The organism is Pantoea sp. SGAir0184, assembly GCF_043544755.1.
The window spans coordinates 926474-953473 of record NZ_CP028050.1; the positions used below are offsets into that span (position 1 = coordinate 926474).

Here is a 27000-nt window from a genome sequence, read left to right on the forward strand (position 1 = left end):
TTGATGAAAATGATGAACATTGGCGCGCTGACGGCGGCGCTACTGGTTGCTGGCTGTAGCGTTGGCCCCGATTATCAGCGTCCGGCGATGGCGCTGCCGACGCACTATAAAGAGGCCAAAGGCTGGACGCAGGCCACGCCGCAGGACGCCAGTCGCAAAGGGGAGTGGTGGACGGTGTATCACGATGCCACCTTGTCCAGCCTGCTGCGCCAGGTGAGCATCTCTAACCAGAACGTCGCCAGTTATGCGGCGCAGTATCGCGAAGCCCAGGCGCTGAGCGCGCAGTCGCGCGCGGCGCTGTTTCCCTCACTCGACTACGATGTCAGCAGCACGCGCAGCGGCAGCCGTGCCAGCACCAGCGGTCAGCGCAGCGTCAGCAACAGCCACAGCGCTACGCTGAATGCCAGCTGGGAGCTGGATCTGTGGGGCAAACTGCGCCGCACCCAGGAAGAGGATAAGGCCAGCGCGCAGGCCAGCCAGGCTGAACTGGCCAATGTCACGCTGAGCGCCCAGTCAGAGCTGGCGCAGGACTATTTTCAGCTGCGCATCATCGACGAAAAGATCGCGCTCTATCAGCGCAGCATTGAAGCTTATCAGCGCTATCTCAGCGTGATTAACAACAAGTACCGCGCCGGTAGCGAATCCCGCGCCACCCTGGCGCAGGCACAGATGCAGCTGGAGAGCGCCCGCGCTTCGGCGCAGGATTATCAGTGGCAGCGCGCGCAACTGGAGCACGCGGTGGCGCTGCTGCTGGGGCGTGCGCCAGCCGACTTTACGTTGCCGGTGGCGAAGCTGGATGCCACGCTGCCGTCCATTCCGCAGAGCCTGCCTTCGGCGCTGCTGCAGCGCCGTCCGGACATCGCCTATGCCGAACGTAACGTGGCGGCCGCCAACGCGGCGGTCGGGGTGGCGATTGCCGGTTATTATCCCGACCTGACGCTCAGCGCCAGCGGTGGCGTGACCGCCTCAGCGATCCACAGCTTATTGTCGCTGCCGAATCGCGCCTGGTCGCTGGGGCCGGAGCTCAGCGGTACGCTGCTCGACTTTGGCTCGACCTCGGCGAAAGTGGCGCAGGCGCGTGCCGCCTATGATGCCAGCGTGGCCACTTATCGCCAGACGGTGCTGAGCGCGCTGGGAGAAGTGGAAGATAACCTGGTGGAACTGAATACCCTGCAGGGGGAAATCGCCGCGCAGCAGCGCGCCGCCGTGGCAGCACAGGCGTCAGCACGCGTAACGCGCAACCAGTATGACGCCGGCATGATTGATTACCTTGATGTCGCTACCACGGAAAACAGCAGCCTGAGCGAGCAGCAGAGCCTGCTGTCGTTGCAGAGCAGCCAGTGGGTGAGCAGCGTGGCGCTGATCGCCGCGCTGGGCGGCGGCTGGCAGGGCGAATCACCCTGAATTCATCACGATAAATCACTGCGCTACTTGTCGAACATCCCCGGATCCTGCAAGGTAAGAACCATTTTTTACCGCTGCTAAGGAGCTGGCATGCTATTTACCGTTCTGCGTTTCCTCTGTCGCCTGTTATGGCGCGTTGAGCTGCGTGGCGATCTGACTGCCCTGCACAAAGAAAAAGTACTGATTACGCCAAACCATATGTCGTTTCTCGATGGCGTGCTGCTGGCGCTGTTTCTGCCCATCAAACCGGTGTTCGCCGTCTATTCTTCGATCAGTGAACAGTGGTATATGCGCCTGCTCAGGCCGGTCATCGACTTCGTGCCGCTCGACCCCACCAAACCGATGTCGATCAAACATCTGGTGCGCATGATCAACGAAGGGCGTCCGGTGGTGATCTTTCCGGAAGGGCGCATTACCGTCACCGGCTCATTGATGAAAATCTACAGCGGCGCTGGCTTCGTCGCGGCGAAATCCGCCGCCACCGTGGTGCCGATGCGTATTGAAGGCGCAGAGTACACGCCGTTTGGCCGCCTGGCCGGGGTGTTTAAACGCCGCCTGTTCCCGCGCATTACCCTGACGGTGCTGCCGGCCACGGTGATTCCCATGCCGGAAGCGAAACGCGCGCGCGACCGCCGCGTGCTGGCCGGTGAGCATTTACATCATGTGATGATGGAAGCGCGCATGGCGGTGCGCCCGCGCGAAACGCTGTTCGACGCTTTTCTCAATGCGCGCACCCGTTACGGGTTGAGTAAAGCCTGCATCGAAGACATCAACTTTAAGCCTGACAGCTACACCGGGCTGCTGAAAAAAGCGCTCGGTGTCGGACGCATTCTGGAGCGCTACAGCCAGCAGGGCGAATTCGTTGGCCTGCTGCTGCCGAACGCCACGGTGACCGCGGCGGCGATTCTCGGGGCTTCACTGCGCGGTCGCGTGCCGGCCATGCTCAACTACACCGCCGGCATCAATGGCATGCGCGCGGCGCTGACCGCCTCGCAGGTGAAAACCGTGTTTACCTCGCGCCAGTTCCTCGAGAAGGGCAACCTGTGGCACCTGCCGCAGGGGCTGACGGAGGTGCAGTGGATCTATCTGGAGGATCTGAAGGATACCGTCACGCTGCAGGACAAACTGTGGATCCTCGCGCACCTGCTGCTGCCACGCCGGGCACAGGTTGCCCAGCAGCCAGAAGACGCGGCAATGGTGCTGTTTACCTCCGGCTCGGAAGGCAATCCCAAAGGTGTGGTGCACTCGCATAAAAGCCTGCTGGCGAACGTGGAGCAGATTCGCACCGTGGCGGATTTCACCCCGCGCGACCGCTTTATGTCGGCGCTGCCGCTGTTCCACGCCTTCGGTCTCACCGTAGGGCTGTTCACGCCGCTGCTGACCGGCGCGCAGGTGTTCCTCTATCCCAGCCCGCTGCACTATCGCATCGTGCCGGAGCTGGTATACGACCGTAACTGCACCGTGCTGTTTGGCACCTCCACCTTCCTCGGCAACTATGCGCGCTTTGCCAGCCCGTACGATTTCGCCCGGCTGCGCTACGTCGTCGCCGGTGCCGAGAAGCTGCAGGAAGGCACGCGCCAGATCTACATGGAGAAGTACGGCATCCGCATCCTTGAAGGTTACGGCGTGACCGAATGTGCACCGGTGGTGGCAATCAACGTACCGATGGCCGCCAAATCGCATACCGTCGGGCGTATTCTGCCGGGCATGGATTCACGTCTGATTGCGGTACCCGGCATTGAGCAGGGCGGACGGCTGCAGCTGCGCGGTCCGAACGTCATGAATGGCTACCTGCGGGTGGAAAACCCCGGCGTGCTGGAGCCACCGGTGGCGGATAACGGCGAAGGCGAACAGGAAGCCTGCTGGTACGATACCGGGGATATTGTCAGCTTTGACGAGGGCGGTTTCTGTCAGATTCAGGGGCGCGCTAAACGCTTCGCCAAAATCGCCGGAGAGATGGTGTCGCTGGAGAGCGTGGAGCAGATTGCCCTGAAAGCCTCGGCGGAGAAACAGCACGCGGCGTCGCTGCGGCCCGATGGCCAGCGTGGCGAAGCGCTGGTGCTGTTTACCACTGACAGTGAACTCAGCCGCGAGCGGCTGCAGCAGGCCGCGCGTGAGATGGGTGCGCCAGAGCTGGCCGTGCCGCGCGATATTCGCTACATGAAACAGCTGCCGATGCTGGGCAGCGGTAAACCTGACTACGTCAGCCTGAAACAGCTGGCAGAAGAGGAGCGGGCATGAGTCAGTCGGTGAATCCGGACGCCCCGTTGCTGTCGCGCAGTATGCTGGCGGTGATCGTGGCACAGTTTTTCTCTGCCTTTGGCGACAACGCGCTGCTGTTCGCCACGCTGGCGCTGCTGAAAAGTCAGTTCTATCCGGACTGGAGCCAGCCGATCCTGCAGATGTTGTTTGTGGCCACTTACATTCTGCTCGCGCCGTTTGTCGGACAGATGGCCGACAGCTTTGCCAAAGGACGGGTGATGATGTTTGCCAACAGCCTTAAGCTGCTCGGTGCGCTGGTGATCTGCTTCGGCTTTAATCCGTTTCTCGGCTACACGCTGGTGGGCGTTGGCGCGGCGGCATATTCGCCGGCGAAATACGGCATCCTGACGGAGATCACCAGCGGCGCGCGGCTGGTGAAAGCCAACGGGCTGATGGAGTCGTCGACTATCGCGGCGATTTTGCTCGGCTCGGTGGCAGGCGGCGTGCTCGCCGACTGGCATCTGCTGGCAGCACTGGTGGTGTGTGCACTCACTTACGCACTGGCGGTGGTGGCGAATCTGTTCATTCCGCGTCTGCTGGCAGCGCGCCCCGGCCAGAGCTGGCACGCTGGCGCGATGCTGCGCAGCTTTATCGCCTCGGCACAGCTGCTGTGGCGTAACGGTGAAACCCGCTTCTCGCTGCTCGGCACCAGCCTGTTCTGGGGCGCCGGCGTCACGCTGCGCTTCCTGCTGGTGCTGTGGGTGCCGGTGGCGCTGGGCATCACGGACAATAAAACGCCGACCACGCTAAATGCCATGGTGGCGATCGGTATTGTTATCGGCGCGGCCGCGGCGGCAAAACTGGTCACGCTGCAAACGGTGCGGCGCTGCATGCCGGCCGGCGTGCTGATTGGCGTGATGGTGGTGCTGTTCTCGCTGCAGCATAGCCTGCTGAATGCGTATCTGCTGCTGATGCTGATTGGTGCGCTGGGCGGCTTCTTTGTGGTGCCGCTCAACGCGCTGTTGCAGGAGCGCGGCAAAGATACCGTGGGTTCTGGCAACGCGATTGCGGTGCAAAACCTGGGTGAGAACAGCGCGATGCTGCTGATGCTGGGGCTGTATACCGTGGCGATTAAGCTGGGTGCGCCGGCGGTCGCGACGGGCGTGGGCTTCGGCGCGCTGTTCGCCATGGCGATTGCCGTGCTGTGGTGGAGAACGCGTCGCTGAGCGGCGCAGAAAGGGACCAGGTCGCCATGAATGGCGACCCTACCCTGGCCCGGCGCATACGCCAAAACCACAGCAGGTACACGAGGGTAACACAAACCCTGTAGGGTGCGCGTTAACGCGCACCAGGGAGATTACGGTGCCGGATACGTGTACTGACGGTGAATCGCTTCCAGCGCCTCTAACACCTCGCCGCTCAGCGTCAGGTTGAAACTCTCCACGTTAACCTTCAGCTGTTCCATGGTGGTGGCACCGAGCAGGGTGCTGGCCACAAACGGCTGCTGCCGCACATAGGCCAGTGCCATCTGTGACGGATCCAGGTTGTGCTGTTTCGCCAGCGCCACGTAAGCAGCAATCGCCTGCTGTGACTGCTCGCCGCTGTAGCGGGTAAAGCGGCTGAACAGCGTATTGCGTGCGCCGGCCGGTTTCGCCCCGTTGAGGTATTTGCCGCTCAGCGTACCAAAGGCCAGGCTGGAATAAGCCAGCAGTTCCACGCCCTCATGCTGGCTAATCTCTGCCAGACCCACTTCGAAACTGCGGTTCAGCAGGCTGTACGGATTCTGAATGGTGACGATACGCGGCAGCTCGTGCTTCTCCGCCAGCTGCAGGTAGCGCATCACGCCCCAGGCCGTTTCGTTCGAGACGCCAATGTAACGGATCTTGCCCGCGCGCACCTGTTCGGTCAGCGCTTCCAGCGTCTCCAGCAGCGTAACGGTGGCGGTGTTGTCACTATACTGATAACCGAGCTTGCCAAAGTAGTTGGTCTGGCGCTGAGGCCAGTGCAGCTGGTAGAGGTCGAGGTAATCGGTATTGAGGCGCTTCAGGCTGGCGTCCAGCGCTTCGCGGATGTTCTTGCGGTCCAGCGCCTGGTTGGGGCGAATCAGCGCATCGCTGCCGCGCACCGGGCCGGCGACTTTACTCGCCAGAATGATTTTGTCGCGGCTGCCGCGCTTTTGCAGCCAGCTGCCAATGTATTTTTCGGTCAGGCCCTGGGTTCCCGGACGCGGTGGCACCGGATACATCTCGGCGGTATCAATCAGGTTAATACCCTGGCTAACGGCGTAATCAAGCTGCTGGTGGGCGTCGGCTTCGCTATTCTGCTCACCAAACGTCATCGTGCCTAACCCCAGCTGACTGACTTCCAGCGTGCTATGGGGGATACGGTGATAATGCATTGCCGGCTTCCTTTTTTCATTATGAAACGGAATGTTGTGTTCTCTGGGACTATAGCCTGTGAAGTGGCGCAGAAGGAAGGGGGGAAAGTTCGGGAAATCGCCTGCACAGGGGGAAAACGCGTACAGGCGAGGCAATTTGGCACTTAACGCTCAATGATGGTGGAAACCTCGTCACCATTAATTTGCATAACATGGCCCTGTTCGTCGGTGTACTGCACCAGACCGGTTTCTTTATCAATCGACGGCTTACCTTCGGTCATAATCATGCGGCCATCTTTGGTGGCCATAACGTAATCACTGCTGCAACCGCTTAATGCCAGCGCCGCCAGCAGCAGGCCCACTGCACTTACCAACCCTTTCATTCTCAGCTCCCTCAAGCCACTTCAACAGCAAAAGTGTAGTAATAAATGCTTTTGCCAGCTGGAGTAATCGCATCATTCCTAAAATAACAGGGCGAGATGCGCTCGCCCTTGACAGGTTACGCTTTGTTTTTCCTGCTGCGCATCAGGTTCAGACACTCTACCGCCATGGAGAAGAACATCGCAAAATAAATGTAACCTTTTGGTACATGCATACCAAAACTCTCGAGGATCAGGGTAAAGCCGACCAGAATCAGAAACGCCAGCGCCAGCATCTTGACCGACGGATGCCGCTCAACAAACTCGCCAATCGCGCGCGCGGCCACCATCATCATCAGCACCGCGATGACCACTGCCGCCATCATAATGAACAGGTGATCGGACAGACCGACGGCGGTGATCACTGAATCCAGGCTGAAGATGATGTCGAGCAGCATGATCTGCACGATGGCGCCGAAGAAAGAGTGCACATTGGTTTTGTGCTCCTCTTCGCCGCCTTCGATGGTTTCATGGATCTCCATGCTCGACTTCCACAGCAGGAACAGGCCGCCGAACAGCAGAATCAGATCGCGCGCGGAGAAGGCGTGGTCCATGATGGAAAACAACGGCTGCGTCAGTCTCACCACCCAGGCGATGGAGGCCAGCAGCCCGAGGCGCATCAACATCGCCCCCATCAGACCCAGCCGGCGCGCCCGGTTTTGCTGGTGCTGCGGCAGTTTCGCGACCACCAGAGACAGGAAAATAATGTTATCGATACCCAGCACCACTTCCAGAATGGTTAATGTTCCCAGCGCCAGCCAGGCGTTGGGATCAGCAATCCAGTCAAACATGAATCCTTCATTCCTAAACGAAAAGTAAACGGGAATTATACACGGCGCAGGCGGCGCTGCCTAAAGCGATCCTGCAAGGGCGAAGTTGTACCGGGAATTACAGCAGAAAATGCCGTGCCAGCAGCGGTCCGGTAAAGCTCTTCTTGAGATAAAAACCGCGCGGCAGCGTCATGATCGGCTCGCCGTGTTCGCCGATGGCTTCGGTCAGCGCTTTGCTGTTGGCCGCTTTCGGCCGGATTTGCAGCCACGCACCGTGGCGGGCGGTGATGCGCTCCACCTGGCCGAGCACGATCATGTCCATCAGCTCTTCCCAGTCCTCACGTAACTGCTGCTCTTCCTGCGCATTCGGCTGCCACAGCAGCGGCGAACCCACGCGGCGCTCGGCCAGCGGAATGGCGCGATCGCCCTCCACCGGGATCCACAGCACCCGCGCCAGCTTGTGGCGCACGTGGCTGGTTTGCCAGGTAACGCCGCTGTTGCCGGTGAGCGGTGCCACGCAGACAAAGGTGGTTTCCAGCGGCTTACCCAGCGCGTCGACCGGAATGGTTTTGAGTTCAATACCGAGATGCGCAAAATCCTGCTCGGCTTTACTGCCGGCGCTGGCGCCCAGCAGCAGCTCCAGCAGCATACCGACCCAGCCTTTGTCACGGCGTAAATCGGCGGGCATCGGCAGGCCAAGCTGCGCGGCCAGCGCGGCAAAGCTCTGACCAGCCAGCTGTTGGGCACGCTGGAGCAGTTCGGCTTCGTTACGGGGCGCAGCAGGCAAGGCGGCAGGGCAATTCATGATAAAACTCGCATTGGTCAAAATATGGTCAGTAAGGGTCAGCGCGTGTTGTCCACACCGTGCCGGACAATGTAAACGTGATAATAGCATGATTCAGCATGCTTTTTTAGCGCGATTGACCAGGAGCTACCCAAGGTAAGAGGCGGTTATCCCGGTTTGTTATCGACAATGAACAGGATCTTAAACCCAGTTATCCACAGAAAAGTGGGATAACCCCACGTTTTGCCCACCCCTGTTTCCATTTACAGCCTTGACTTTGCCGAACTGCGCGCTTTTTTTCCATTCTCTGCCCAGGTTTAGGACATTCTCTGTGGATAAAATCAACGGTGATGGATCTTTGAGCAGCGGTAACCGCGTGGGGAAGAATAACCGGCTTTCACACCGTGTATCTGAACGGGTTAATTGGCTATCACTATGATAAATTGGGATTTTAGTGCTATTCTCCCCGGTGTGCATGAGAATTTTCCGAAGCGGTTATTCAACTCATTCCCGTGTTCTGCACAAAGCTATCCACAGAAAAGGTGAATAAGATCGCCGTTAAATGCCCCTGTCTGTTTATAACATGGCTATTATCTGTGAGTTATCCCATTGTTATCCGGTCAGCGGCGCGGATATCCAGTGGTTTACCGCCTGTAAGGAGTATGAAACAATCAGGCTATTCAAATTTAGCTTTGAGGTAGTCCAGTGATCGATGATGATGGCTACCGCCCGAATGTTGGTATCGTAATCTGTAACAGGCAAGGACAAGTGTTATGGGCCAGGCGCTTTGGACAGCACTCCTGGCAGTTTCCTCAGGGAGGCATCAATCCGGGTGAAACCGCTGAACAGGCGATGTATCGCGAACTGTTCGAAGAAGTGGGTTTACACCGCAAAGATGTTCGAATACTTGCTTCAACCCGTAACTGGTTACGTTACAAGTTGCCAAAACGTTTGGTGCGTTGGGACACAAAGCCGGTGTGTATCGGCCAGAAACAAAAGTGGTTTCTTCTGCAGTTGATGTGTAGTGACGCGGATATCAATGTGCAACACAGCAGCACGCCGGAGTTCGATGGCTGGCGCTGGGTCAGCTTCTGGTATCCGGTACGTCAGGTTGTCTCTTTCAAGCGCGATGTGTATCGCCGCGTCATGAAGGAATTCGCTGGCGTGGTGATGTCTATGCAGGAGAGTGCGGGGCAGCGCAATAACAACGCCGCCCATCGACGTAAAAGAGGATAGGCCACGCCCTTTATGCTCACTCAGTTGCGCGAAATTGTAGAAAAAGTGGCGAGTGCACCGCGTCTGAATGAAGCACTCGACATTCTGGTCAACGAAATATGCCTGGCGATGGAGACCGAGGTCTGCTCGGTTTACCTCGCCGATCACGATCGGCGTTGCTACTACCTGATGGCGACGCGCGGCCTGAAAAAGCCGCGCGGCCGCACGGTTACGCTGGCGTTCGACGAAGGTATCGTCGGGCTGGTGGGCCGCCTGGCCGAGCCGATCAACCTCGCCGATGCGCAAAGTCATCCCAGCTTCAAATACATTCCCTCCGTCAAAGAAGAGCGCTACCGCTCGTTTCTGGGTGTGCCAATCATCAGCCGGCGTCAACTGCTCGGCGTGCTGGTGGTGCAACAGCGAGAGCATCGTCAGTTCGACGAAAGCGAAGAGTCGTTTCTGGTTACGCTGGCCACGCAGATGGCCGCGCTGCTGTCGCAGTCGCAGCTTGGCCAGCTGTTCGGTCAGTTCCGCCAGACGCGCGTCAAAGCGATTGCCGCCGCGCCGGGCGTCGCCGTCGCACCTGGCTGGGTTGATGAAACACAGCCGCTGCTCGACCAGGTGTCCGCCGCCTCTACGCTCGATCCACAGCGTGAACGCGAGCGCCTGATTGTCGCCATGGGCGAGGCGGGCAACGAGTTTCGTCGCTTCAGCAAGCGTTTCGCGGCCAGCGTGCAGAAAGAGAGCGCGGCGATCTTCGATCTCTATTCGCACCTGCTCACCGATGCGCGACTGAAAAAAGATCTGTTTGCCGAGATCGAGCGCGGATCGGTAGCCGAGTGGGCGGTTAAAACGGTGATCGAGAAGTTTGCCGCACAGTTTGCCAGCCTGCAGGATCACTATTTACGCGAGCGCGCCGGGGATTTGCGCGTGCTCGGCCAGCGCCTGCTGTTCCACCTTGACGACACGCTGGTGGGTACTAATGCCTGGCCGGAACGCTTTGTGCTGGTGGCCGATGAACTCACCGCCACCACACTGGCGGAGCTGCCGCAGGAGCGGCTGGCGGGCGTGGTGGTGCGCGATGGCGCAGCCAACTCGCACGCGGCGATCCTCACGCGCGCCATGGGTATTCCGACCGTGATGGGCGCGGATATCCTGCCGTCGCAGCTCAACAAGCGGCTGCTGATCGTGGACGGCTATCGCGGCGAAGTGCTGATCGATCCGGAGCCGGTGCTGGTGCAGGAGTATCAGCGGCTGATCAGCGAAGAGAACGCGCTGAGTAAAATGGCCGAAGATGTGGTGGAGCAGCCCGGCGAGCTGAAAAGCGGCGAGCGCGTGCAGGTGATGCTCAACGCCGGTCTCAGCCCGGAACACGAACAGGCGCTCGACAACTGGGTTGACGGCATCGGCCTGTATCGCACCGAAATTCCGTTCATGCTGCAAAGCGGCTTCCCGTCGGAAGAGGAGCAGGTGGCGCAATATCAGGGCATGCTGCAACTGTTTTACGACAAACCGGTGACGCTGCGTACGCTGGATGTCGGCGCTGACAAACAGCTGCCTTACATGCCGATCAGTGAAGAGAACCCCTGTCTCGGCTGGCGTGGCATTCGTCTGACGCTCGACCAGCCGGAGATCTTCCTGGTGCAGGTGCGCGCCATGCTGCGCGCCAACGTTGCCTCAGGCAACCTGAGCATTCTGCTGCCGATGATCAGTCATATTGACGAGATCGAAGAGGCGCGGCGCCTGATCGATCGCGCCGGTCGCGAAGTGGAAGAGATGCTCGGTTATGCCATTCCGAAACCGCGCATTGGTGTGATGATTGAAGTGCCGTCGATGCTGTTTCTGATCCCGCATCTGGCGCAACGCGTGGATTTTATTTCCGTCGGCACCAACGATCTCACCCAGTATCTGCTGGCGGTCGATCGCAACAATACCCGCGTCGCCAACCTTTACGATTCGCTGCATCCGGCGATGCTGCGGGCGTTGCAAACCATCGCCAGTGAAGCCCGCCAGGCCAAACTGGAGCTGTGCCTGTGTGGTGAAATGGCGGGCGATCCGATGTGCGTCGCGCTGCTGGTGGGTCTGGGTTATCACCATCTCAGCATGAACGGCAAGAACATTCCGCGCGTCAAATACCTGCTGCGCCACCTCGATTATGAAGAGGCGCAGAAACTGAGCCAGCAGGGCGTGATGGCGCACACCGCAACGGAAGTGCGCCATCTGGTGTCGGCCTTCATGGAGCGGCGCGGCCTGGGCGGACTGATTCGCGGCGGACGTTAACTGTTTACATTTCTGCGGAAATTGTGAAAAGCGGCTGTGCTATGATGCGCAGCCTTTTATTGTATGGCCCTTTAGCCACGCCCTTTTGCGGGCAGAAAAAACATGGTGAAAGATGACTAACGGCTACATTTCATTTCCCCAATTCGATCCGGTGATCTTCTCCATCGGACCGGTTTCGCTGCACTGGTACGGCCTGATGTATCTGGTAGGCTTTGTGTTTGCTATGTGGCTGGCGGTGCGCCGCGCCAACAAACCCGGCAGCGGCTGGAAGAAAGAAGAAGTTGAAAACCTGCTGTACGCGGGCTTCCTCGGCGTGTTCCTCGGCGGCCGCATCGGCTACGTGCTGTTCTATAACCTGCCGCTGTTCCTCGACAACCCACTCTATCTGTTCAAAGTGTGGGACGGGGGCATGTCATTCCACGGTGGTCTGATTGGGGTGATCGTGGTGATGCTGATCTTCGCCCGCCGTACCAAACGCACCTTCTTCCAGGTCTCTGATTTCATTGCGCCGCTGATCCCGTTTGGCCTCGGTGCTGGCCGTCTCGGCAACTTCATCAACGGCGAACTGTGGGGCCGCGTGGCACCTGACTTCAAATTCGCCATGCTGTTCCCGGGTTCGCGCAGCGAAGACCTCGCGCTGGCGGCCAACAACCCGCAATATCAGGAACTGCTGAACACGTACGGCGTGCTGCCGCGCCATCCGTCACAGCTGTATGAGCTGTGTCTGGAAGGCATCGTGCTGTTTATCATTCTCAACCTGTTTATTCGCAAGCCGCGCCCGATGGGCAGCGTCTCCGGCCTGTTCCTGATTGGCTACGGCGCATTCCGCATCATCGTGGAATTTTTCCGCCAGCCGGATGCCCAGCTTGGCCTGTTCGAAGGCGGTATCAGTATGGGCCAGATTCTGTCGATCCCGATGATTCTGGCCGGCGTAATTATGATGGTCTGGGCGTATCGTCGTCGCCCGCAGCAACAAACGCGTGAGGTAAAATGAAACAGTATCTGGATTTGATGCAACATGTGCTGAATGAAGGCGCAGAAAAGGCCGACCGTACCGGTACCGGCACGCTCTCCATCTTTGGCCACCAGATGCGTTTCAATTTGCAGGACGGTTTTCCGCTGGTCACCACCAAGAAGGTGCATCTGCGCTCGATCATTCATGAGCTGCTGTGGTTCCTCAAAGGCGACACCAACATCGGTTACCTGAAAGAGAACAAGGTCACCATCTGGGACGAATGGGCGGATGAAAACGGCGATCTGGGACCGGTCTACGGCAAGCAGTGGCGCAGCTGGGGCAAAGCTTCCGGCGAAGAGATCGATCAAATCAGCAGGGTGATTGAGCAGCTGAAACGCGATCCGGATTCGCGCCGTATTATCGTTTCGGCATGGAACGTCGGTGAGCTGGATCAGATGGCGCTGGCGCCGTGCCACGCGTTTTTCCAGTTCTACGTGGCGAATGGCAAGCTGTCGTGCCAGCTGTACCAGCGTTCGTGCGATATCTTCCTCGGCCTGCCGTTCAATATCGCCAGCTATGCGCTGCTGGTGCATATGGTGGCACAGCAGTGCGATCTTGAGGTGGGTGATTTCGTCTGGACCGGCGGCGATACGCACCTGTACAGCAACCATCTCGAACAGGCGCGACTGCAGCTGACGCGTGAACCGCGACCGCTGCCGAAACTGGTGATTAAGCGTAAGCCCGCGTCGATTTTTGATTACCAGTTCGATGATTTTGAGATCGAAGGCTACGATCCGCATCCGGCGATCAAAGCGCCGGTCGCCGTGTAATCTGCTGCTCTTTAGCATCAGGCCCTGCCATCGCGCAGGGCTTTTTTTTGCCTGGCCTCCGCCCGCTTCTGCGGGGATTTTCTGAATCCGACGCGCAAAAAAAAGGGTGTTGTCTGCACCGGGCATAACTTTCCTGCGGCACGCTTTCCATCTTCTCTGTTTGCCGCTGTTGCTTTTCGTCCGGCAGGCGCAGAGTGCCGGTTATGAACAGAACCCAAAACGCCGGCTTTACGCTGCCGGAACTGCTGTTGGTTATGGTGATTGCCGGCATCCTCAGCATCGCCGCCTTACAGGGCTGGCAGCGCTGGCAACAGTATCAGCAACTGCGTGACAGCGTTCTGCAACTGCAGAGCTTTTTGCTGCGGCTGCGCGCACACGCCAGCTGGCACAACCGCGACCTCAGCCTGTGGCTGCAACCAGGCGAAAACGGCTGCCTCGGCACCGGGCCGCAGCCCGCAGAAGGGTGTCAGCTGCCGTCGCGCTGGCTGTTCCTGCCGCCTTATCGCGAAGTGCGCATCACCGCACTGGTCGGCGAGCCGGGCTTTTACGGCCGACGCGATGTTGCCCGGCCCGGTAGTATCGAACTGGAGAGCGCAGCTGGCCGCTGGCGCGTCATCCTCTCCGCCCGGGCGCGCATCCGGGTCTGCCAGCCGGGAGAGAAGGGATGCGAATAGCGCAGGGGGGCTTCAGTCTGCTGGAGATGCTGATCGCCATGGCGATTGGCGCGGTGCTGATGGTCAGCGTCGGCCGCTTTCTGCCGCTGCTGCTGGAACAGAACCTGCGCCTGCAGCAGCGGGTCCATCTGCAACAGGAGCTGCAGCAGATTGCCGGCTCACTGAACAAAGCGCTGCGCCGTGCCGGTTACTGTCACGGCCAGTGCAGCGGTGCGGCGCTCACGCTGGTGAGCAGCGGCAGCTGTGTATTGCTGCGCTGGGACGAAAACAGTAACGGACGCTGGGAAGGCGTCGGTCACAGTGAAAGCGATTATTACGGCTATCGTCTGCGCAACGGACAGCTGGAGATGCAGCGCGGCGTGGACGAGTGCAACAGCAACGGCTGGGAGCGCATCACCGATCCGGCATTCCTCACCCTCAACACCTTCCGGGTTGAGCGTCAGGGCACGCGGCTGCTGTTGCAGCTGGCCGCCACGGCGGGCCGCCAGCAGGCAGAGCTGACGATGATGATTGAGGGGCTGAATCTGTGAAGCAGCGGGGCAACAGCACGCTTGGCATGGTCGTGATGTTACTGCTGATGGGCGGGCTCACGCTGCACGCCGCGCGCACGCAGCTGGCGCAGGGCATGGCGCTGGTCGCCGACGAGCAGCAGCATCAGCAGGATTTCTGGCAGGCGCAGGCCGCTTTAACGTGGGGTCGGCTGCAAAACTGGCCGCGGGCCGCGGGCTGGCAGTGTCAGACCGCTCTGGCCGACGCGTGGCAAAGCTGTCTGCTGCGGCAGGAGGAGAATCATGGCTTATTATCGGCGCGCGGCACCGGACGTGCGCTCGTGCTCTATCAGTGGGTGTTGCTGCGCAACGGTCAGCTGCAGCCACAGCCGCATGGCTGGATCGACTACTGCCCGCTGGCGAAGGCGGAGCAGTGTCAGCTGCCAGAGGCGACAGCAGGGTTTTAGCCTGGCGGAAACACTGGTCGCGATGCTGCTGCTGGCGATGACCATCAGCACGCTGCTGCAGTATCATCGCGCACTGGCGCTGGGATTTAGCCAGCAGTGGCAGCAGCGCCAGGCGTGGCAGGTAGCCGGGCAGGCGCTGCTCGGGCGTGATACCACCGGCTGGCACATTGTGCATCAGCCGCAGAGTTTACCTGGCAGCTGCGTGCTGGATCGCGTTACCGTCACCGGACCCCATCAGCGCACGGCGTCACTGGCGCGGCTCAATTGCCGCGAAGGTGATGCCGGCGGGTAGGCAGGCCAGGCGATTAAGGGTAGAGTGACCGGGCTGCGCTTTCCCTTCTTTAAGGAGTTTTATGTTCCGGGTTTACCACTCCAATCGGTTAGATTTATTGAAAGACTTAGCGGTAGAGCTGATAAAACTCCAGCCGCTGGCCGATCCGCTCGCGGCTGAGCAGGTGCTGGTACAGAGCCCGGGCATGGCGCAGTGGCTGCAGATGGAGCTGGCTAACCGCTTCAACATTGCCGCCAACATTGATTTTCCGCTGCCCGCCAGCTTTATCTGGAGCATGTTCGTTAAAGTGCTGCCGGATATCCCGGAAGAGAGTGCTTTCACCAAAGCCAGCATGAGCTGGAAGCTGATGCACCGGCTGCCGGTGCTGCTGGAGCAGGAGGCGTTTCAGCCGCTGCGCAGCTATCTGCATGACGACGACGATCAGCGCAAACTCTACCAGCTCAGCGCGCGCGTGGCGGATCTGTTCGACCAGTATCTGGTCTACCGCTCCGACTGGCTGAACCGCTGGGAGCGCGGCGAACAGGTGGACGGGCTGAGCGATGCTCAGCAGTGGCAGGCGGCGCTGTGGCGCGATCTGGTCGAATTCACGCGCAGCCTCGGTCAGCCGATGTGGCACCGTGCCAACCTCTATGCACGGTTTATCCAGGCGCTGGAGCAGGCGTCAACGCCGCCGCCGGGACTGCCGCAGCGCGTCTTCATCTGCGGTATCTCTGCGCTGCCGCCGGTTTATCTGCAGGCGCTGGAAGCGCTGGGCCGCCATATTGATATTCACCTGCTGTTTACCAATCCCTGTCGTCACTACTGGGGCGACATTCAGGATTACGCCTTCCTCGCGAAGCTGCAGAGCCGCCAGCGGCTGCGCCTGCATTCGCAGGAGACGCAGCCGCTGTTCCGCGACCCGGATGCCGCGCCAGCGCTGTTTAACGAACTGGGCGAGCAGCAGCTGACCAATCCACTGCTGGCCTCGTGGGGCAAGCTGGGCCGCGACAACCTGTTTCTGCTGAGCCAGATGGAGTCAGCCGCCAACGACATCGATGCGTTTGTGGAGATGTCACCGGATAATCTGCTGCACTGCCTGCAGGCCGATCTGCTCAATCTTGACGATCGCGCGGTGATTGGGCTCAGCGCTGGCGAGCTGGCCGACAGCATGGACAAGCGCCGGCTCGATCCGCACGATCGCTCCATCACGCTCCAGGTGTGTCACAGCGCCCAGCGTGAAGTGGAAGTGCTGCAGGATCACCTGCTGGCGCTGATGGAAGCCGACCCGGAGCTGAAGCCGCGCGATATTATCGTCATGGTGGCAGACATCGACAGCTACGCGCCTTTTATTCAGGCGGCTTTTGCCAGTGCGCCGCCTGAGCGCTATCTGCCGTTCGCCATTTCTGACCGGCGCGCCAGTCAGGCGCATCCGGCCATCCTCGCGCTGCTCAGCCTGCTGGCACTGCCGGACAGTCGCTTTGCCTCAGAAGAGGTGCTGGCGCTGCTCGAGGTGCCGGCGCTGGCACAGCGTTTCTCCGTAGAGGAGAGCGGCCTGCGCCTGCTGCGCCGCTGGGTGATGGAATCCGGCATCCGCTGGGGACTGGATGACGCCAGCGTGGAAGCGCTGGCGCTGCCGGTCACCGGCCAGCACACCTGGCGCTTCGGCTTGCAGCGTATGCTGCTGGGCTACGCGCTGGAAAGCCGCAACGGCGACTGGCAGGGCATTCTGCCGTATGACGAATCCAGCGGCCTGATCGCCGAGCTGGCGGGCCATCTGGCCGAGCTGCTGGCGCGGCTCGACAGCTGGCGCACGCGCCTTGCGCAGACGCGCACCCTGGCCGAGTGGCTGCCGCTGTGCCGCGAGCTGATCGACAGCTTCTTCAGCGGCGATGCCGACAGCGAGGCGGCGCTGCTGCTGGTGGAAACGCAGTGGCAGGAGATCATTGAACAGGGGATGCAGGCCGCCTATCAGCAGCCGATTCCGGTCACGCTGCTGCGCGATGAGCTGCGTGCGCGCCTCGATCAGCAGCGCATCAGCCAGAGTTTCCTGGCCGGGCCGATCAACTTCTGTACGCTGATGCCGATGCGCTCCATCCCGTTTAAAGTGGTGTGCCTGCTGGGCATGAACGACGGCGTGTATCCGCGCACCCTGGCGCCGCTCGGTTTTGACCTGATGCAGCAGCAGACGCGGAAAGGCGATCGCAGCCGGCGTGATGATGACCGCTATCTGTTCCTTGAAGCGCTGATCTCGGCGCAGCAGCAGCTGTACATCAGCTACATTGGCCGGGCGATTCAGGACAACACCGAGCGCTATCCCTCGGTGCTGGTGACTGAACTGGTGGATTATCTGGCGCAAAGCTTCTGTCTGCCGGGCGATGAAGCCTGTGAGCCGGACGTCAGTGAGCAGCGGGTGCGGGCACATTTGCAATGCCTGCACAGCCGCATGCCGTTTGCAGCGGAAAATTTCCAGCCGGGAAGCCACGTGCAGAGCTTTGCCGCAGAGTGGTTGCCGGCGGCGACCGGCAGCGGCGTGGCGCAGCCCGGGTTTGTCCAGCCGCTGCCGGTTCAGCCGCTGACCACGCTGTCGCTGGAGCAGCTGCTGCGCTTCTGGCGTCATCCGGTGCGGGCGTGGTTTCAGCAGCGCCTCGGCGTGGCTTTCTGGATGGAGGAGAGCGAGCTGCCGGACAGCGAACCGTTCGCACCGGACAGCCTGGAGCGCTATCAGATTAACGCTGAACTGCTCAATACGCTGGTCAACGGTGACGATCCGGCCCAGCTGTATGCGCACCACCGCGCCGCCGGTAATCTGCCTTACGGCGCCTTCGGGGAACTTTTCTGGCAAAGCCAGACCGAAGAGATGCAGGAAGTGGCGGCGGAAGTGAGCGCGCAGCGGCTGCCGGCGGAGAGCTGGGAAGTCAACCTGACGCTGGGCGCAACGCAGTTGACCGGCTGGCTGACTCAGGTGCAAGCTGATGGGCTGTTACGCTGGCGTCCGGGCGTGCTCAACATCAACGATGGCCTGCTGCTGTGGCTGGAACATCTGGTGTATTGTGCGCTGGGCGGCAACGGCACCAGCCGCATGTATGGTCGCAAACAGAGCCGCTGGCGCTTCGCGGCCGTGGCACCTGCCCAGGCGCAGGCGCAGCTGGCTGAATATGTGGCCGCCTGTGAGGCGGGTCTGGCGCAGCCGCTGCTGCTGCTGAATAAATCCGGCGGCGCCTGGCTGGACGCCAGCTTTGACAGCAAATCCGGCCAGCTTCAGGAAGATGACGCCACGCAGAAAAAGGCGCTCAACAAGCTGTTGCAGGCGTGGCAGGGCGGCTACCAGGTTGAAGGCGAGGGCAGCGATCCCTATCTGCAGCGCCTGTGCCGCACGCTGGACGAGCCGACGCAGCAGCAGATCATCGCTGCGGCGCGTCAGTGGTATTTGCCGGTGCGCCTCGCGCATCAGGATGATGAATAGCAACGGAAGTGCGGCCTGTACCTTGGCAGCCACCGTCTTATAAGAAAGTGTTTGAGTATCCCGACCGGCGCAACGCCGGCGGATAAGGGTAACGTTAAGGGGTTGAAATGCGGATTTACGCACGCTGGATAGGAGCGCTGCTGCTGAGCATGCTGGCGCTGAATGCCTTTGCCGACGACGGGCGCGGCTGGCAGCCGATTGATGAAACCATCCGCAAGAGCGATCACGATCCGCGCAGTTATCAGGCCATTACCCTGAGCAACGGCATGACGGTGCTGCTGGTGTCGGATGCTGCCGCGCCGAAATCGCTGGCAGCGCTGACGTTACCGATCGGTTCTCTGGACGATCCCGACAGTCAGCTGGGCCTGGCACACTATCTGGAACACATGGTGCTGATGGGGTCAAAAAATTATCCGCAGCCGGATAACCTGGCGGAGTTTCTCAAGAAGCACGGTGGCAGCCACAATGCCAGCACAGCCTCGTACCGCACTGCGTTTTACCTGGAAGTTGAAAACGATGCGCTGCAACCGGCGGTGGATCGTCTGGCGGATGCGATTGCGCAACCCCTGCTCGACCCGACCAACGCGGACCGCGAGCGGCATGCGGTTAACGCTGAGCTGACGATGGCACGCTCGCGCGATGGGCTGCGTATGGCGCAGGTTGGCGCGGAAACCCTCAATCCGGCGCACCCCGGCTCGCGCTATTCGGGCGGTAACCTTGATACCCTGAGTGACAAACCCGACAGCAACCTGCATCAGGCGCTGCTCGACTTCTATCATCGCCACTATTCGGCGAATCTGATGAAAGCGGTGATTTACAGTAACAAACCGCTGCCGGAGATGGCGACGATCGCTGCCGAGACCTTTGGTCGCGTGGCCAATCATCAGGCCAGCGTGCCGGACATTACCGTGCCGGTGGTCACCGATGCGCAGAAAGGCATCATCATTCATTACGTGCCAGCGCAGCCGCGCAAGCAGCTGAAAATTGAGTTTCGCATCGCCAACGACAGCGACCAGTTCCGCAGCAAAACCGACACCTTAATCAGCTATCTGCTGGGCAACCGCAGCAAAAATACCCTGAACGACTGGTTGCAGCAGCAGGGACTGGCGGATGGCGTCAATGCCGGCGCGGATCCGATGACCGAGCGCAACAGCGGCGTGTTTGCCATCTCGGTTTCGCTGACCGACAAAGGCCTGGCGCAGCGCGATCGCGTGGTGGCTGCAGTATTCAGCTACCTTGATATGCTGCGCAAACAAGGCATTGACAAGCGCTATTTCGATGAAGTTGCGCACGTGCTGGCGCTGGATTTCCGCTATCCATCAATTACCCGCGATATGGATTACATTGAGTGGCTGGTGGATACCATGCTGCGCGTGCCGGTAACGCACACGCTGGATGCGCCTTATCTGGCCGACCGCTATGATGCGGCCGCGATCAGCGCCCGTCTGGCTGAGATGACGCCGCAGAACGCCCGCATCTGGTACATCAGTCCCGCTGAGCCGCACAACAAACAGGCTTACTTTGTGAATGCGCCTTATCAGGTGGATAAAATCAGCGCCGCGCAGTTCAGCGCCTGGCAGCAGCAGGCGCAGCAGATTCCGCTGTCGCTGCCGACCCTGAATCCCTACATTCCGTCGGATTTCTCCCTCATCCCCTCTGACGGTAAGCACTACGATCATCCGGTGGCGCTGACCAATGGTGACAGCATGCGCATCTACTGGATGCCGAGCCAGTTCTACGCCAGCGAGCCGAAGGCCGCTATTACGCTCGCGCTGCGTAACAAATCCGCGATCAGCGATGCGCGCCAGCAGGTGTTGTTTGGTCTCAACGACTACCTCTCCAGCCTGGCGCTGGATGAGCTGAATTCGCAGGCTTCGGTGGGCGGCATCAGCTTCTCTACCGGTGAGGACGACGGGCTGGTGTTCAATGCCAGCGGCTTCACCCAGCGCCTGCCGGAGCTGCTGAAAAAGCTGGTTGAAGGCTACGCCAGCTTCCAGCCGGATGCGCAGCAGCTCGAGCAGGCGAAATCCTGGTATCTGGATCGGCTGGAAGCAGCGGAAAAGGGCAAAGCGTTTGAACAGGCGATTCAGCCGATGCAAATGCTGTCCCAGCTGCCTTATACCCAGCGTGAGGCGCGACGCCAGCTGGTGAAACAGATCACGCTGCAGGAGGTGATGGATTACCGCGATGCGCTGATCCAGCATGCCACGCCGGAAATGATGGTGGTCGGCAATCTGTCGGCCGATCGCGTAAAACAGCTGGGCGAAGAGCTTAAACAGCAGCTGCACAGCACGGGGCACGGTTACTGGCACAGCGATTATGTGGTGGTGGATAAGCCGATCAAAGCCAACCTGCAGAAAACCGGCAGCAGCACCGACTCGGCGCTGGCGACGCTGTATGTGCCGCTCGGCTACAGCGAGTATCAAAGTATGGCTAACAGCACCATGCTTAGCCAGATTGTGCAGCCGTGGTTCTACAATCAGCTGCGCACCGAGGAGCAACTGGGCTATGCGGTGTTCGCTTATCAGATGCCGATTGGCCGCCAGTGGGGCATTGGCTTCCTGCTGCAAAGCAACAGTAAAGCGCCCGCTTATCTGCTGCAGCGTTTCCAGGCGTTCTATCCGCAGGCGGAACAGCGTCTGCGCAGCATGAAAGCGGAGGATTTCGCCCAGTATCAGCAGGCACTGATCAACGATCTGAAACAGCGTCCGCAAACGCTGGATGAAGAGGCCAACCGTTACAGCCGTGATTTTAATCGCCAGAACTTCGCGTTTGATACGCGTGAGAAAGCCATTGCGCAAATTCAGCAGCTGACACCGGCCAGCCTGGCTGACTTTTTCCATCAGGCCGTGCTGGCGCAGCAGGGCATGGCGATGATCTCGCAGATTGGCGGCAGTCACGATGGCACCCACGATGCGGATTACGCGCCGCTGCCGGGCTTTACCACCTGGGATGAAGTCGCCCGGCTGCAGCAGTCGCTCTCCGTGAAGAGTGATGCGCCATGAGTCAGCGCCCTGAATCGCTCAATCCCCTGACGCTGCCGCTGCAGGGTGAGCGTCTGATTGAGGCCTCCGCCGGCACCGGTAAGACCTTTACCATTGGTCTGCTCTACCTGCGTTTGCTGCTGGGACTTGGCGGACAGAATGCCTATGCGCGCCCGCTGTCGGTGGAAGAGATTCTGGTGGTGACCTTTACCGAAGCCGCCACCGCCGAACTGCGCGGCCGTATCCGGGAAAATATTCATGAGCTGCGGCTGGCGTGTCTGCGCGGCGTCAGCGCAAATCCGATGCTGATGCAACTGCTGGACGACATTGCCCAGCCCGCTGAGGCGGCCTCGCTGCTGCTGGCGGCGGAACGGCAGATGGACGAGGCGGCGATATTCACCATTCACGGCTTCTGCCAGCGCATGCTCAATCTCAACGCGTTTGAGTCCGGTATGCTGTTCGAGCAGCAGCTGATTGAAGATGAACAGCAGCTGTTGCGTCAGGCGACGGCGGATTTCTGGCGGCGCCACTGCTATCCGCTGACGCTGGATATTGCGCGCGTCATCGTTGCGGAATGGAGCGGGCCGGAACAGCTGTTATCGACGCTGCGCCCGTGGCTGCAGGGCGAGTCGCCCAGCCTGCGCCTGGCGCCGCACGACAGTGAAACCCTGACATCGCGCCACAGCAGCAACCTGGCACGCATTGCCGAAATGAAAGCGCAGTGGCGGGCGCTGGGCGAAGAGGTGCTGACGCTGGTCGGGCAGTCTGATGTTGATAAGCGCAGCTACAGCAGTAAAAACCTGCCGCTGTGGGTCAGCAAAGTCAGCGCCTGGGCGCAGAGCGAGACCGCGGATTACCAGATTCCCACCGAGCTGGCGCGTTTCGGTCAGCAGGTGCTCAATGAAAAAACCAAAAAGGGCGCGCCACCGCAGCACCCGTTGTTTGCCGCCATTGATACATTCCTGGCGCAGCCGCTGTCGCTGCGCGATTTGGTGATTGCACGCGCGCTGGTGGAGGTGCGTCACGCGGTGCGTAAAGAGAAACGCCTGCAGGCGCTGCTGGGGTTTGACGATCTGCTGAGCCGGCTGGACGAGGCGCTGCAACAGCCCGGCGGCGAGCAGCTGGCGCAGGCGATTCGCCAGCGCTTTCCGGTGGCGCTGATTGACGAATTCCAGGATACCGACCCGCTGCAGTACCGTATTTTCCGCACGCTCTATTTACAACAGCCGCAGCATGCGCTGCTGCTGATTGGCGACCCGAAACAGGCTATCTACGCCTTCCGCGGTGCGGACATTTTTACCTATATCCGCGCGCGCAGTGAAGTTCAGGCGCACTACACGCTGGATACCAACTGGCGCTCATCACCGGCGATGGTGGAGAGCGTCAATCAGCTGTTTATGCGCCAGCCCGCCCCGTTTCTGTTTGCGGACATCCCGTTTCTGCCGGTCAATGCCGCGCCGCCCAATCAGCGTTTGTCGCTGAGTATCGACGGCGAGGAACAGGCCGCGCTGCGCTTCTGGCTACAGCCGGGCGCAGGCTGCAGCGTCAGCGAATACCAGCAGCTGATGGCGCAGCAGTGCGCCGCTGATATCAGCCGCTGGCTGCAGGCGGGTCAGCAACAGCGCGCGCTGCTGGGCAAAACCCCCGATCAGCGGCCGGTGCAGGCCTCGGACATCACCGTACTGGTGCGCAGCCGGAACGAAGCCAATCTGATTCGCGCCGCGCTCAATCAGCTCGGCATCCCTTCGGTGTATCTCTCCAACCGCGACAGCGTGTATACCACGCCCGAGGCGCGAGAACTGCTGTGGCTGTTGCAGGCGATCCTTGCACCCGAGCAGGAGCGGATGCTGCGCACCGCGCTGGCCACGTCGCTGTTTGCCTTTGATGCCGCGCAGCTGGACGCACTGGATCAGGATGCACGCGGCTGGGATGCGCTGGTGGATACCTTTGCCCGCTGGCAGCAATTGTGGCACCAGCGTGGCGTACTGCCGATGCTGCGTCAGCTGATGCTGGAGCGCCAGCTGGCAGAAAATCTGCTGGCCTCAGAGAATGGCGAGCGTCGCCTGACCGATCTGCTGCATCTCGGCGAACTGCTGCAGGAGGCGGCGGCACAGCTCGACAGTCCGCACGCGCTGGTGCGTTATCTGGCGCAGCAAATCGCCCGACCGGACAGCCAGTCGGCCAGCCAGCAGCTGCGGCTGGAGAGCGACCGCCACCTGGTGCAGATTGTCACCATCCATAAATCCAAGGGGTTACAGTATCCGCTGGTGTGGCTGCCGTTTGCCGCCGGTTTCCGCGAGGCCGATATCGCGCTCTATCACGACCGCGAGCATTACAACGCGGTGCTGGATTTGCAGAATGATGAGCAAAGTCTGGCGCTGGCAGAGCAGGAGCGGCTGGCAGAGGATTTACGCCTGCTGTACGTGGCGCTGACGCGTTCGGTGTATCACTGCAGCGTTGGTGTCGCCCCACTGTTTCGCGGCACGCGCAAGAAAGAGGGCGAGAGCGATTTACATAAAAGCGCGCTGGGTTTCCTGCTGCAGCGCGGCGAGCCGGCCACCGCAGAACAGCTGGCGAGTTTACTGCACGACATCAGCGTGACCGGAACCGAAGTGGTGCTGGCGCAGCCGCAGGGCCATGAACGCTGGCAGGCGCTGGACGAGGTTGACGATGAGCTCGATGCGCGTAGCGTCACGCGCGCGCTGGCCGATCCGTGGCGTGTCACCAGCTACTCCGGGCTGCAGCAGCACGGCAGTCACCGTCTGCTGGATGTAATGCCGGGTTTCGATGCGGAAGCGGTCGGAGAAGATCGCGAGGCGGAAGTGCTGGAAGCCGCGCTGACGCCGCACCATTTCCCGCGTGGCGCAGCGCCCGGGACTTTCCTGCATACGCTGTTTGAATCGCTCGACTTCACCCAGCCGCCGTCAGCGCCACAGCTGGAACAGCAGTTGCAGCAGAGCGGCTATCCGCTGCACTGGCAGCCGATGCTGAGCGAGTGGATTACCCGCGTGGTGAACACGCCGCTCAACACTCAAGGGATCCGGCTGAGCGACATCACACCGGGCAATCGCCTGATCGAGATGGAGTTCTATCTGCCGATTGATGGACTGCTGACGGCACCGGCGCTGGACGCGTTGATGCGGCAGGATCCGCTGTCGCGTCAGGCGCCGCCGCTCGACTTCCGTCAGGTGCAGGGCATGCTGAAAGGCTTCATCGACCTGGTATTTCGCTGGCAGGGCAAATACTATCTGCTGGATTACAAATCAAACTGGCTGGGCGAGAGCCATCAGGCATACACACCGCAGGCGATGGCGCAGGCGATGATCGACCACCGTTACGATTTGCAGTATCAGCTGTATACGCTGGCGCTGCATCGCTATTTGCAGCACCGCCTGACGGATTACGATTATGAACAGCATTTTGGCGGCGTATTCTATCTGTTTTTACGCGGCATGGATGGCAGCTCGCCGGATAACGGGGTGTTCTATACCCGACCGACGTCAGATTTCGTTTCACAACTGGATAGCCTGTTTCGCGGGCCGGGAGCAGCAGCATGAGTAGCATGAGTACGCTATTGGCACAGGCGGCAGAACTGCGCCTGCTGCGGGCGCTGGATATTCAGTTTGCCCGGCTGCTGGCCGACGACGATCGGCCCGCACATCTGCTGGCGGCTGCCTGTCTCAGCGCGGAAGCCGGTGACGGTCACGTCTGCCTGCCGCTGTCGCAGCTTACCCGCGAAGGGCTGTTCAGCGGTCGTCATCCGGAGCTGGCGCACGCCATCTGGCAGGCCGCCGGCGAGCCGCAGGACTGGCCGACACTGCTGGCGGACTGGCAGGCGCTCAGCGCCAGCGATCGCCCGGCACCGGTGGTGCTGCGTGATAACCGGCTCTATCTGCACCGGCTCTGGCATCACGAAGGGGAAGTGGCGCGCTTCTTCCAGCCACAGGCGGCGCCGCAGCTGTTTGCGCCCGAACAGGTGCGCAGCGTGCTGGATACCTTTTTCGGCTGCCAGCCTGAGGACTGGCAGAAAATTGCGGCGGCGGTGGCGCTGACGCAAAAAACCGCGGTGATCTCCGGCGGGCCTGGCACCGGCAAAACCACCACGGTGGCGAAGCTGCTGGCGGCGCTGATTCGCCTCAGTGAGGGAACGCTGCGCATTCAGCTGGCCGCCCCTACCGGCAAGGCGGCGGCGCGGCTCACCGAGTCGCTGGGTAAGGCGCTGCGTAGTCTCGACGTCAGCGATGCGGAGCGCCAGCGTTTTCCGGCAGAAGCCACCACGCTGCACCGTTTACTCGGTGCCCAGCCCGAGACGCAGCGCCTGCGCTACCACGCCGGTAATCCGCTGCATCTCGACGTGCTGGTGGTCGATGAGGCCTCAATGGTCGATCTCGGCATGATGGCAAACCTGATCGCCGCGCTGCCCGCTCATGCGCGGGTGATTTTTCTCGGCGATCGCGATCAGCTGGCCTCGGTTGAAGCCGGTGCGGTACTCGGGGATATCTGCCGCTGTGCCGAGGCGGGCTACAGTCCGGTGCGCGCGTTGCAGCTCACCACGCTGACCGGCTGCGAGGTTGCCGGCACCGATGATGCGGTGGCCCCGGCGGTGCGCGATGCCATCTGCCTGCTGCGCAAAAGCTACCGTTTCGCGGCGCACTCCGGCATCGGTCAGCTGGCTGCGGCGGTCAACGCCGGCGAAGCGCAGGCGGTCGAGGCGGCCTTTCAGGCGGGCTTCAGCGATATCGTGCGCCAGCCGCTCAACGATGCCGAAGCGTATCAGGCGATGCTGACGCAGATTGCCGAAGGCTATCGGCCATTTCTCCAGCTGATTAACCAGCGTGCTGCACCGGCCGAGGTGATTGCTGCGTTTGGCCGTTATCAGCTGCTGTGCGCCCTGCGCGAAGGGCCATTTGGCGTGCAGGGGCTCAATCAGCGTATTGAGCACAAGCTGATGCAGCTGCAGCTGATTCGGCGCCCGGCAGGGGGCAGCCGCTGGTATCAGGGGCGTCCGGTGATGGTGACGCGTAACGACAGCGCGCTCGGCCTGTTCAATGGTGACATCGGCATTACGCTGTTCGATGAGGAAGGGCTGCTCAAGGTGTTTTTCCCGCTGCCCGATGGCAGCATCAAAGCGGTACAGCCAAGTCGCCTGCCGGCCCATGACACGGCATGGGCGATGACGGTGCACAAATCACAGGGTTCGGAGTTTGACCACACCGCGCTGGTGATGCCGGCTCAGTTCCTGCCGGTACTGACGCGCGAGCTGATTTACACCGCCATTACCCGGGCGCGCAGCCAGCTAACGCTGTTCAGTGATGAAGCGGTATTCCGGCGCGCGGTGCAGCTGCGCACGCAGCGGCGCAGCGGGCTGCTGGATCGCTTAGGGGGAGAAGAGGGTAGATGATTGCGCCGCCGCGGAG

General features: G+C 60.8%; 19 protein-coding genes. 15 read left to right on the forward strand and 4 right to left on the reverse strand.

The window, feature by feature from the left end; all coding sequences use genetic code 11:
- Positions 1-12 precede the first annotated feature (12 nt).
- From C1N60_RS04180 to lplT, 3 genes are all read left to right on the forward strand, one after another.
- The gene (locus C1N60_RS04180) at positions 13-1404 is read left to right on the forward strand and encodes an efflux transporter outer membrane subunit (RefSeq protein ID WP_394521732.1); all 1392 of its coding nucleotides are present in this window, start codon (positions 13-15) and stop codon (positions 1402-1404) included.
- A 90-nt stretch (positions 1405-1494) separates the two neighbouring features.
- The gene (gene aas / locus C1N60_RS04185) at positions 1495-3645 is read left to right on the forward strand and encodes a bifunctional acyl-ACP--phospholipid O-acyltransferase/long-chain-fatty-acid--ACP ligase (protein WP_394521433.1); all 2151 of its coding nucleotides are present in this window, start codon (positions 1495-1497) and stop codon (positions 3643-3645) included.
- Positions 3642-4832: a lysophospholipid transporter LplT gene (gene lplT, locus C1N60_RS04190; protein ID WP_394521434.1), complete on the forward strand. Its 1191-nt coding sequence runs from the start codon at positions 3642-3644 to the stop codon at positions 4830-4832. Before aas ends, lplT begins: the two co-directional genes overlap by 4 nt.
- A 131-nt stretch (positions 4833-4963) precedes the next feature.
- On the opposite strand, the gene C1N60_RS04195 is transcribed toward lplT, so the two are convergent.
- From C1N60_RS04195 to mutH, 4 genes are all read right to left on the reverse strand, one after another.
- Entirely contained in the window at positions 4964-6004 is a 1041-nt protein-coding gene (locus C1N60_RS04195) for an NADP(H)-dependent aldo-keto reductase (RefSeq protein ID WP_394521435.1), read from the reverse strand.
- Between the two features lie 143 nt (positions 6005-6147).
- Positions 6148-6366, reverse strand: a complete 219-nt coding sequence (locus C1N60_RS04200) for a YgdI/YgdR family lipoprotein (protein ID WP_021506698.1) — start codon at positions 6364-6366, stop codon at positions 6148-6150.
- Between the two features lie 116 nt (positions 6367-6482).
- On the reverse strand, positions 6483-7193 hold the full coding sequence (locus C1N60_RS04205) for a TerC family protein (protein WP_021506699.1): 711 nt from the start codon (positions 7191-7193) through the stop codon (positions 6483-6485).
- Positions 7194-7290: 97 nt separating this feature from the next.
- A complete protein-coding gene (gene mutH, locus C1N60_RS04210) occupies positions 7291-7977 on the reverse strand; it encodes a DNA mismatch repair endonuclease MutH (RefSeq protein WP_058757065.1) in 687 nt (228 codons plus the stop codon).
- A gap of 684 nt (positions 7978-8661) precedes the next feature.
- Here mutH and rppH point away from each other — a divergent pair.
- From rppH to recD, 12 genes are all read left to right on the forward strand, one after another.
- Positions 8662-9192 (forward strand): RNA pyrophosphohydrolase, encoded by a 531-nt coding sequence (gene rppH, locus C1N60_RS04215; protein ID WP_031279497.1) that lies wholly within the window; start codon positions 8662-8664, stop codon positions 9190-9192.
- 12 nt (positions 9193-9204) lie between these two features.
- On the forward strand, positions 9205-11451 hold the full coding sequence (ptsP, locus tag C1N60_RS04220; RefSeq protein WP_058757064.1) for a phosphoenolpyruvate--protein phosphotransferase: 2247 nt from the start codon (positions 9205-9207) through the stop codon (positions 11449-11451).
- Between the two features lie 112 nt (positions 11452-11563).
- On the forward strand, positions 11564-12445 hold the full coding sequence (lgt, locus tag C1N60_RS04225) for a prolipoprotein diacylglyceryl transferase (RefSeq protein WP_021506703.1): 882 nt from the start codon (positions 11564-11566) through the stop codon (positions 12443-12445).
- The gene (gene thyA / locus C1N60_RS04230) at positions 12442-13236 is read left to right on the forward strand and encodes a thymidylate synthase (protein ID WP_371221510.1); all 795 of its coding nucleotides are present in this window, start codon (positions 12442-12444) and stop codon (positions 13234-13236) included. The genes lgt and thyA overlap by 4 nt, the downstream gene beginning before the upstream one ends.
- 203 nt (positions 13237-13439) lie before the next feature.
- On the forward strand, positions 13440-13910 hold the full coding sequence (locus C1N60_RS04235) for a prepilin-type N-terminal cleavage/methylation domain-containing protein (RefSeq protein WP_394521436.1): 471 nt from the start codon (positions 13440-13442) through the stop codon (positions 13908-13910).
- Positions 13901-14440 (forward strand): prepilin peptidase-dependent protein, encoded by a 540-nt coding sequence (locus C1N60_RS04240; protein WP_394521437.1) that lies wholly within the window; start codon positions 13901-13903, stop codon positions 14438-14440. Before C1N60_RS04235 ends, C1N60_RS04240 begins: the two co-directional genes overlap by 10 nt.
- Positions 14437-14865 carry a DUF2509 family protein gene (locus C1N60_RS04245; RefSeq protein ID WP_132466992.1) on the forward strand — a complete coding sequence of 143 codons (429 nt, stop codon included), beginning with the start codon at positions 14437-14439 and terminating at the stop codon, positions 14863-14865. The genes C1N60_RS04240 and C1N60_RS04245 overlap by 4 nt, the downstream gene beginning before the upstream one ends.
- A 1-nt stretch (position 14866) precedes the next feature.
- Positions 14867-15157, forward strand: a complete 291-nt coding sequence (locus tag C1N60_RS04250; RefSeq protein ID WP_238561997.1) for a prepilin-type N-terminal cleavage/methylation domain-containing protein — start codon at positions 14867-14869, stop codon at positions 15155-15157.
- 61 nt (positions 15158-15218) lie between these two features.
- Complete coding sequence (gene recC, locus C1N60_RS04255; RefSeq protein WP_394521438.1) at positions 15219-18599, forward strand: exodeoxyribonuclease V subunit gamma; 3381 nt, start codon at positions 15219-15221, stop codon at positions 18597-18599.
- A gap of 107 nt (positions 18600-18706) precedes the next feature.
- On the forward strand, positions 18707-21604 hold the full coding sequence (ptrA, locus tag C1N60_RS04260; protein ID WP_394521439.1) for a pitrilysin: 2898 nt from the start codon (positions 18707-18709) through the stop codon (positions 21602-21604).
- Positions 21601-25140, forward strand: a complete 3540-nt coding sequence (gene recB / locus C1N60_RS04265; RefSeq protein WP_394521440.1) for an exodeoxyribonuclease V subunit beta — start codon at positions 21601-21603, stop codon at positions 25138-25140. The genes ptrA and recB overlap by 4 nt, the downstream gene beginning before the upstream one ends.
- On the forward strand, positions 25137-26984 hold the full coding sequence (recD, locus tag C1N60_RS04270) for an exodeoxyribonuclease V subunit alpha (protein WP_238561580.1): 1848 nt from the start codon (positions 25137-25139) through the stop codon (positions 26982-26984). Before recB ends, recD begins: the two co-directional genes overlap by 4 nt.
- The last annotated feature ends 16 nt before the right edge of the window (positions 26985-27000 follow it).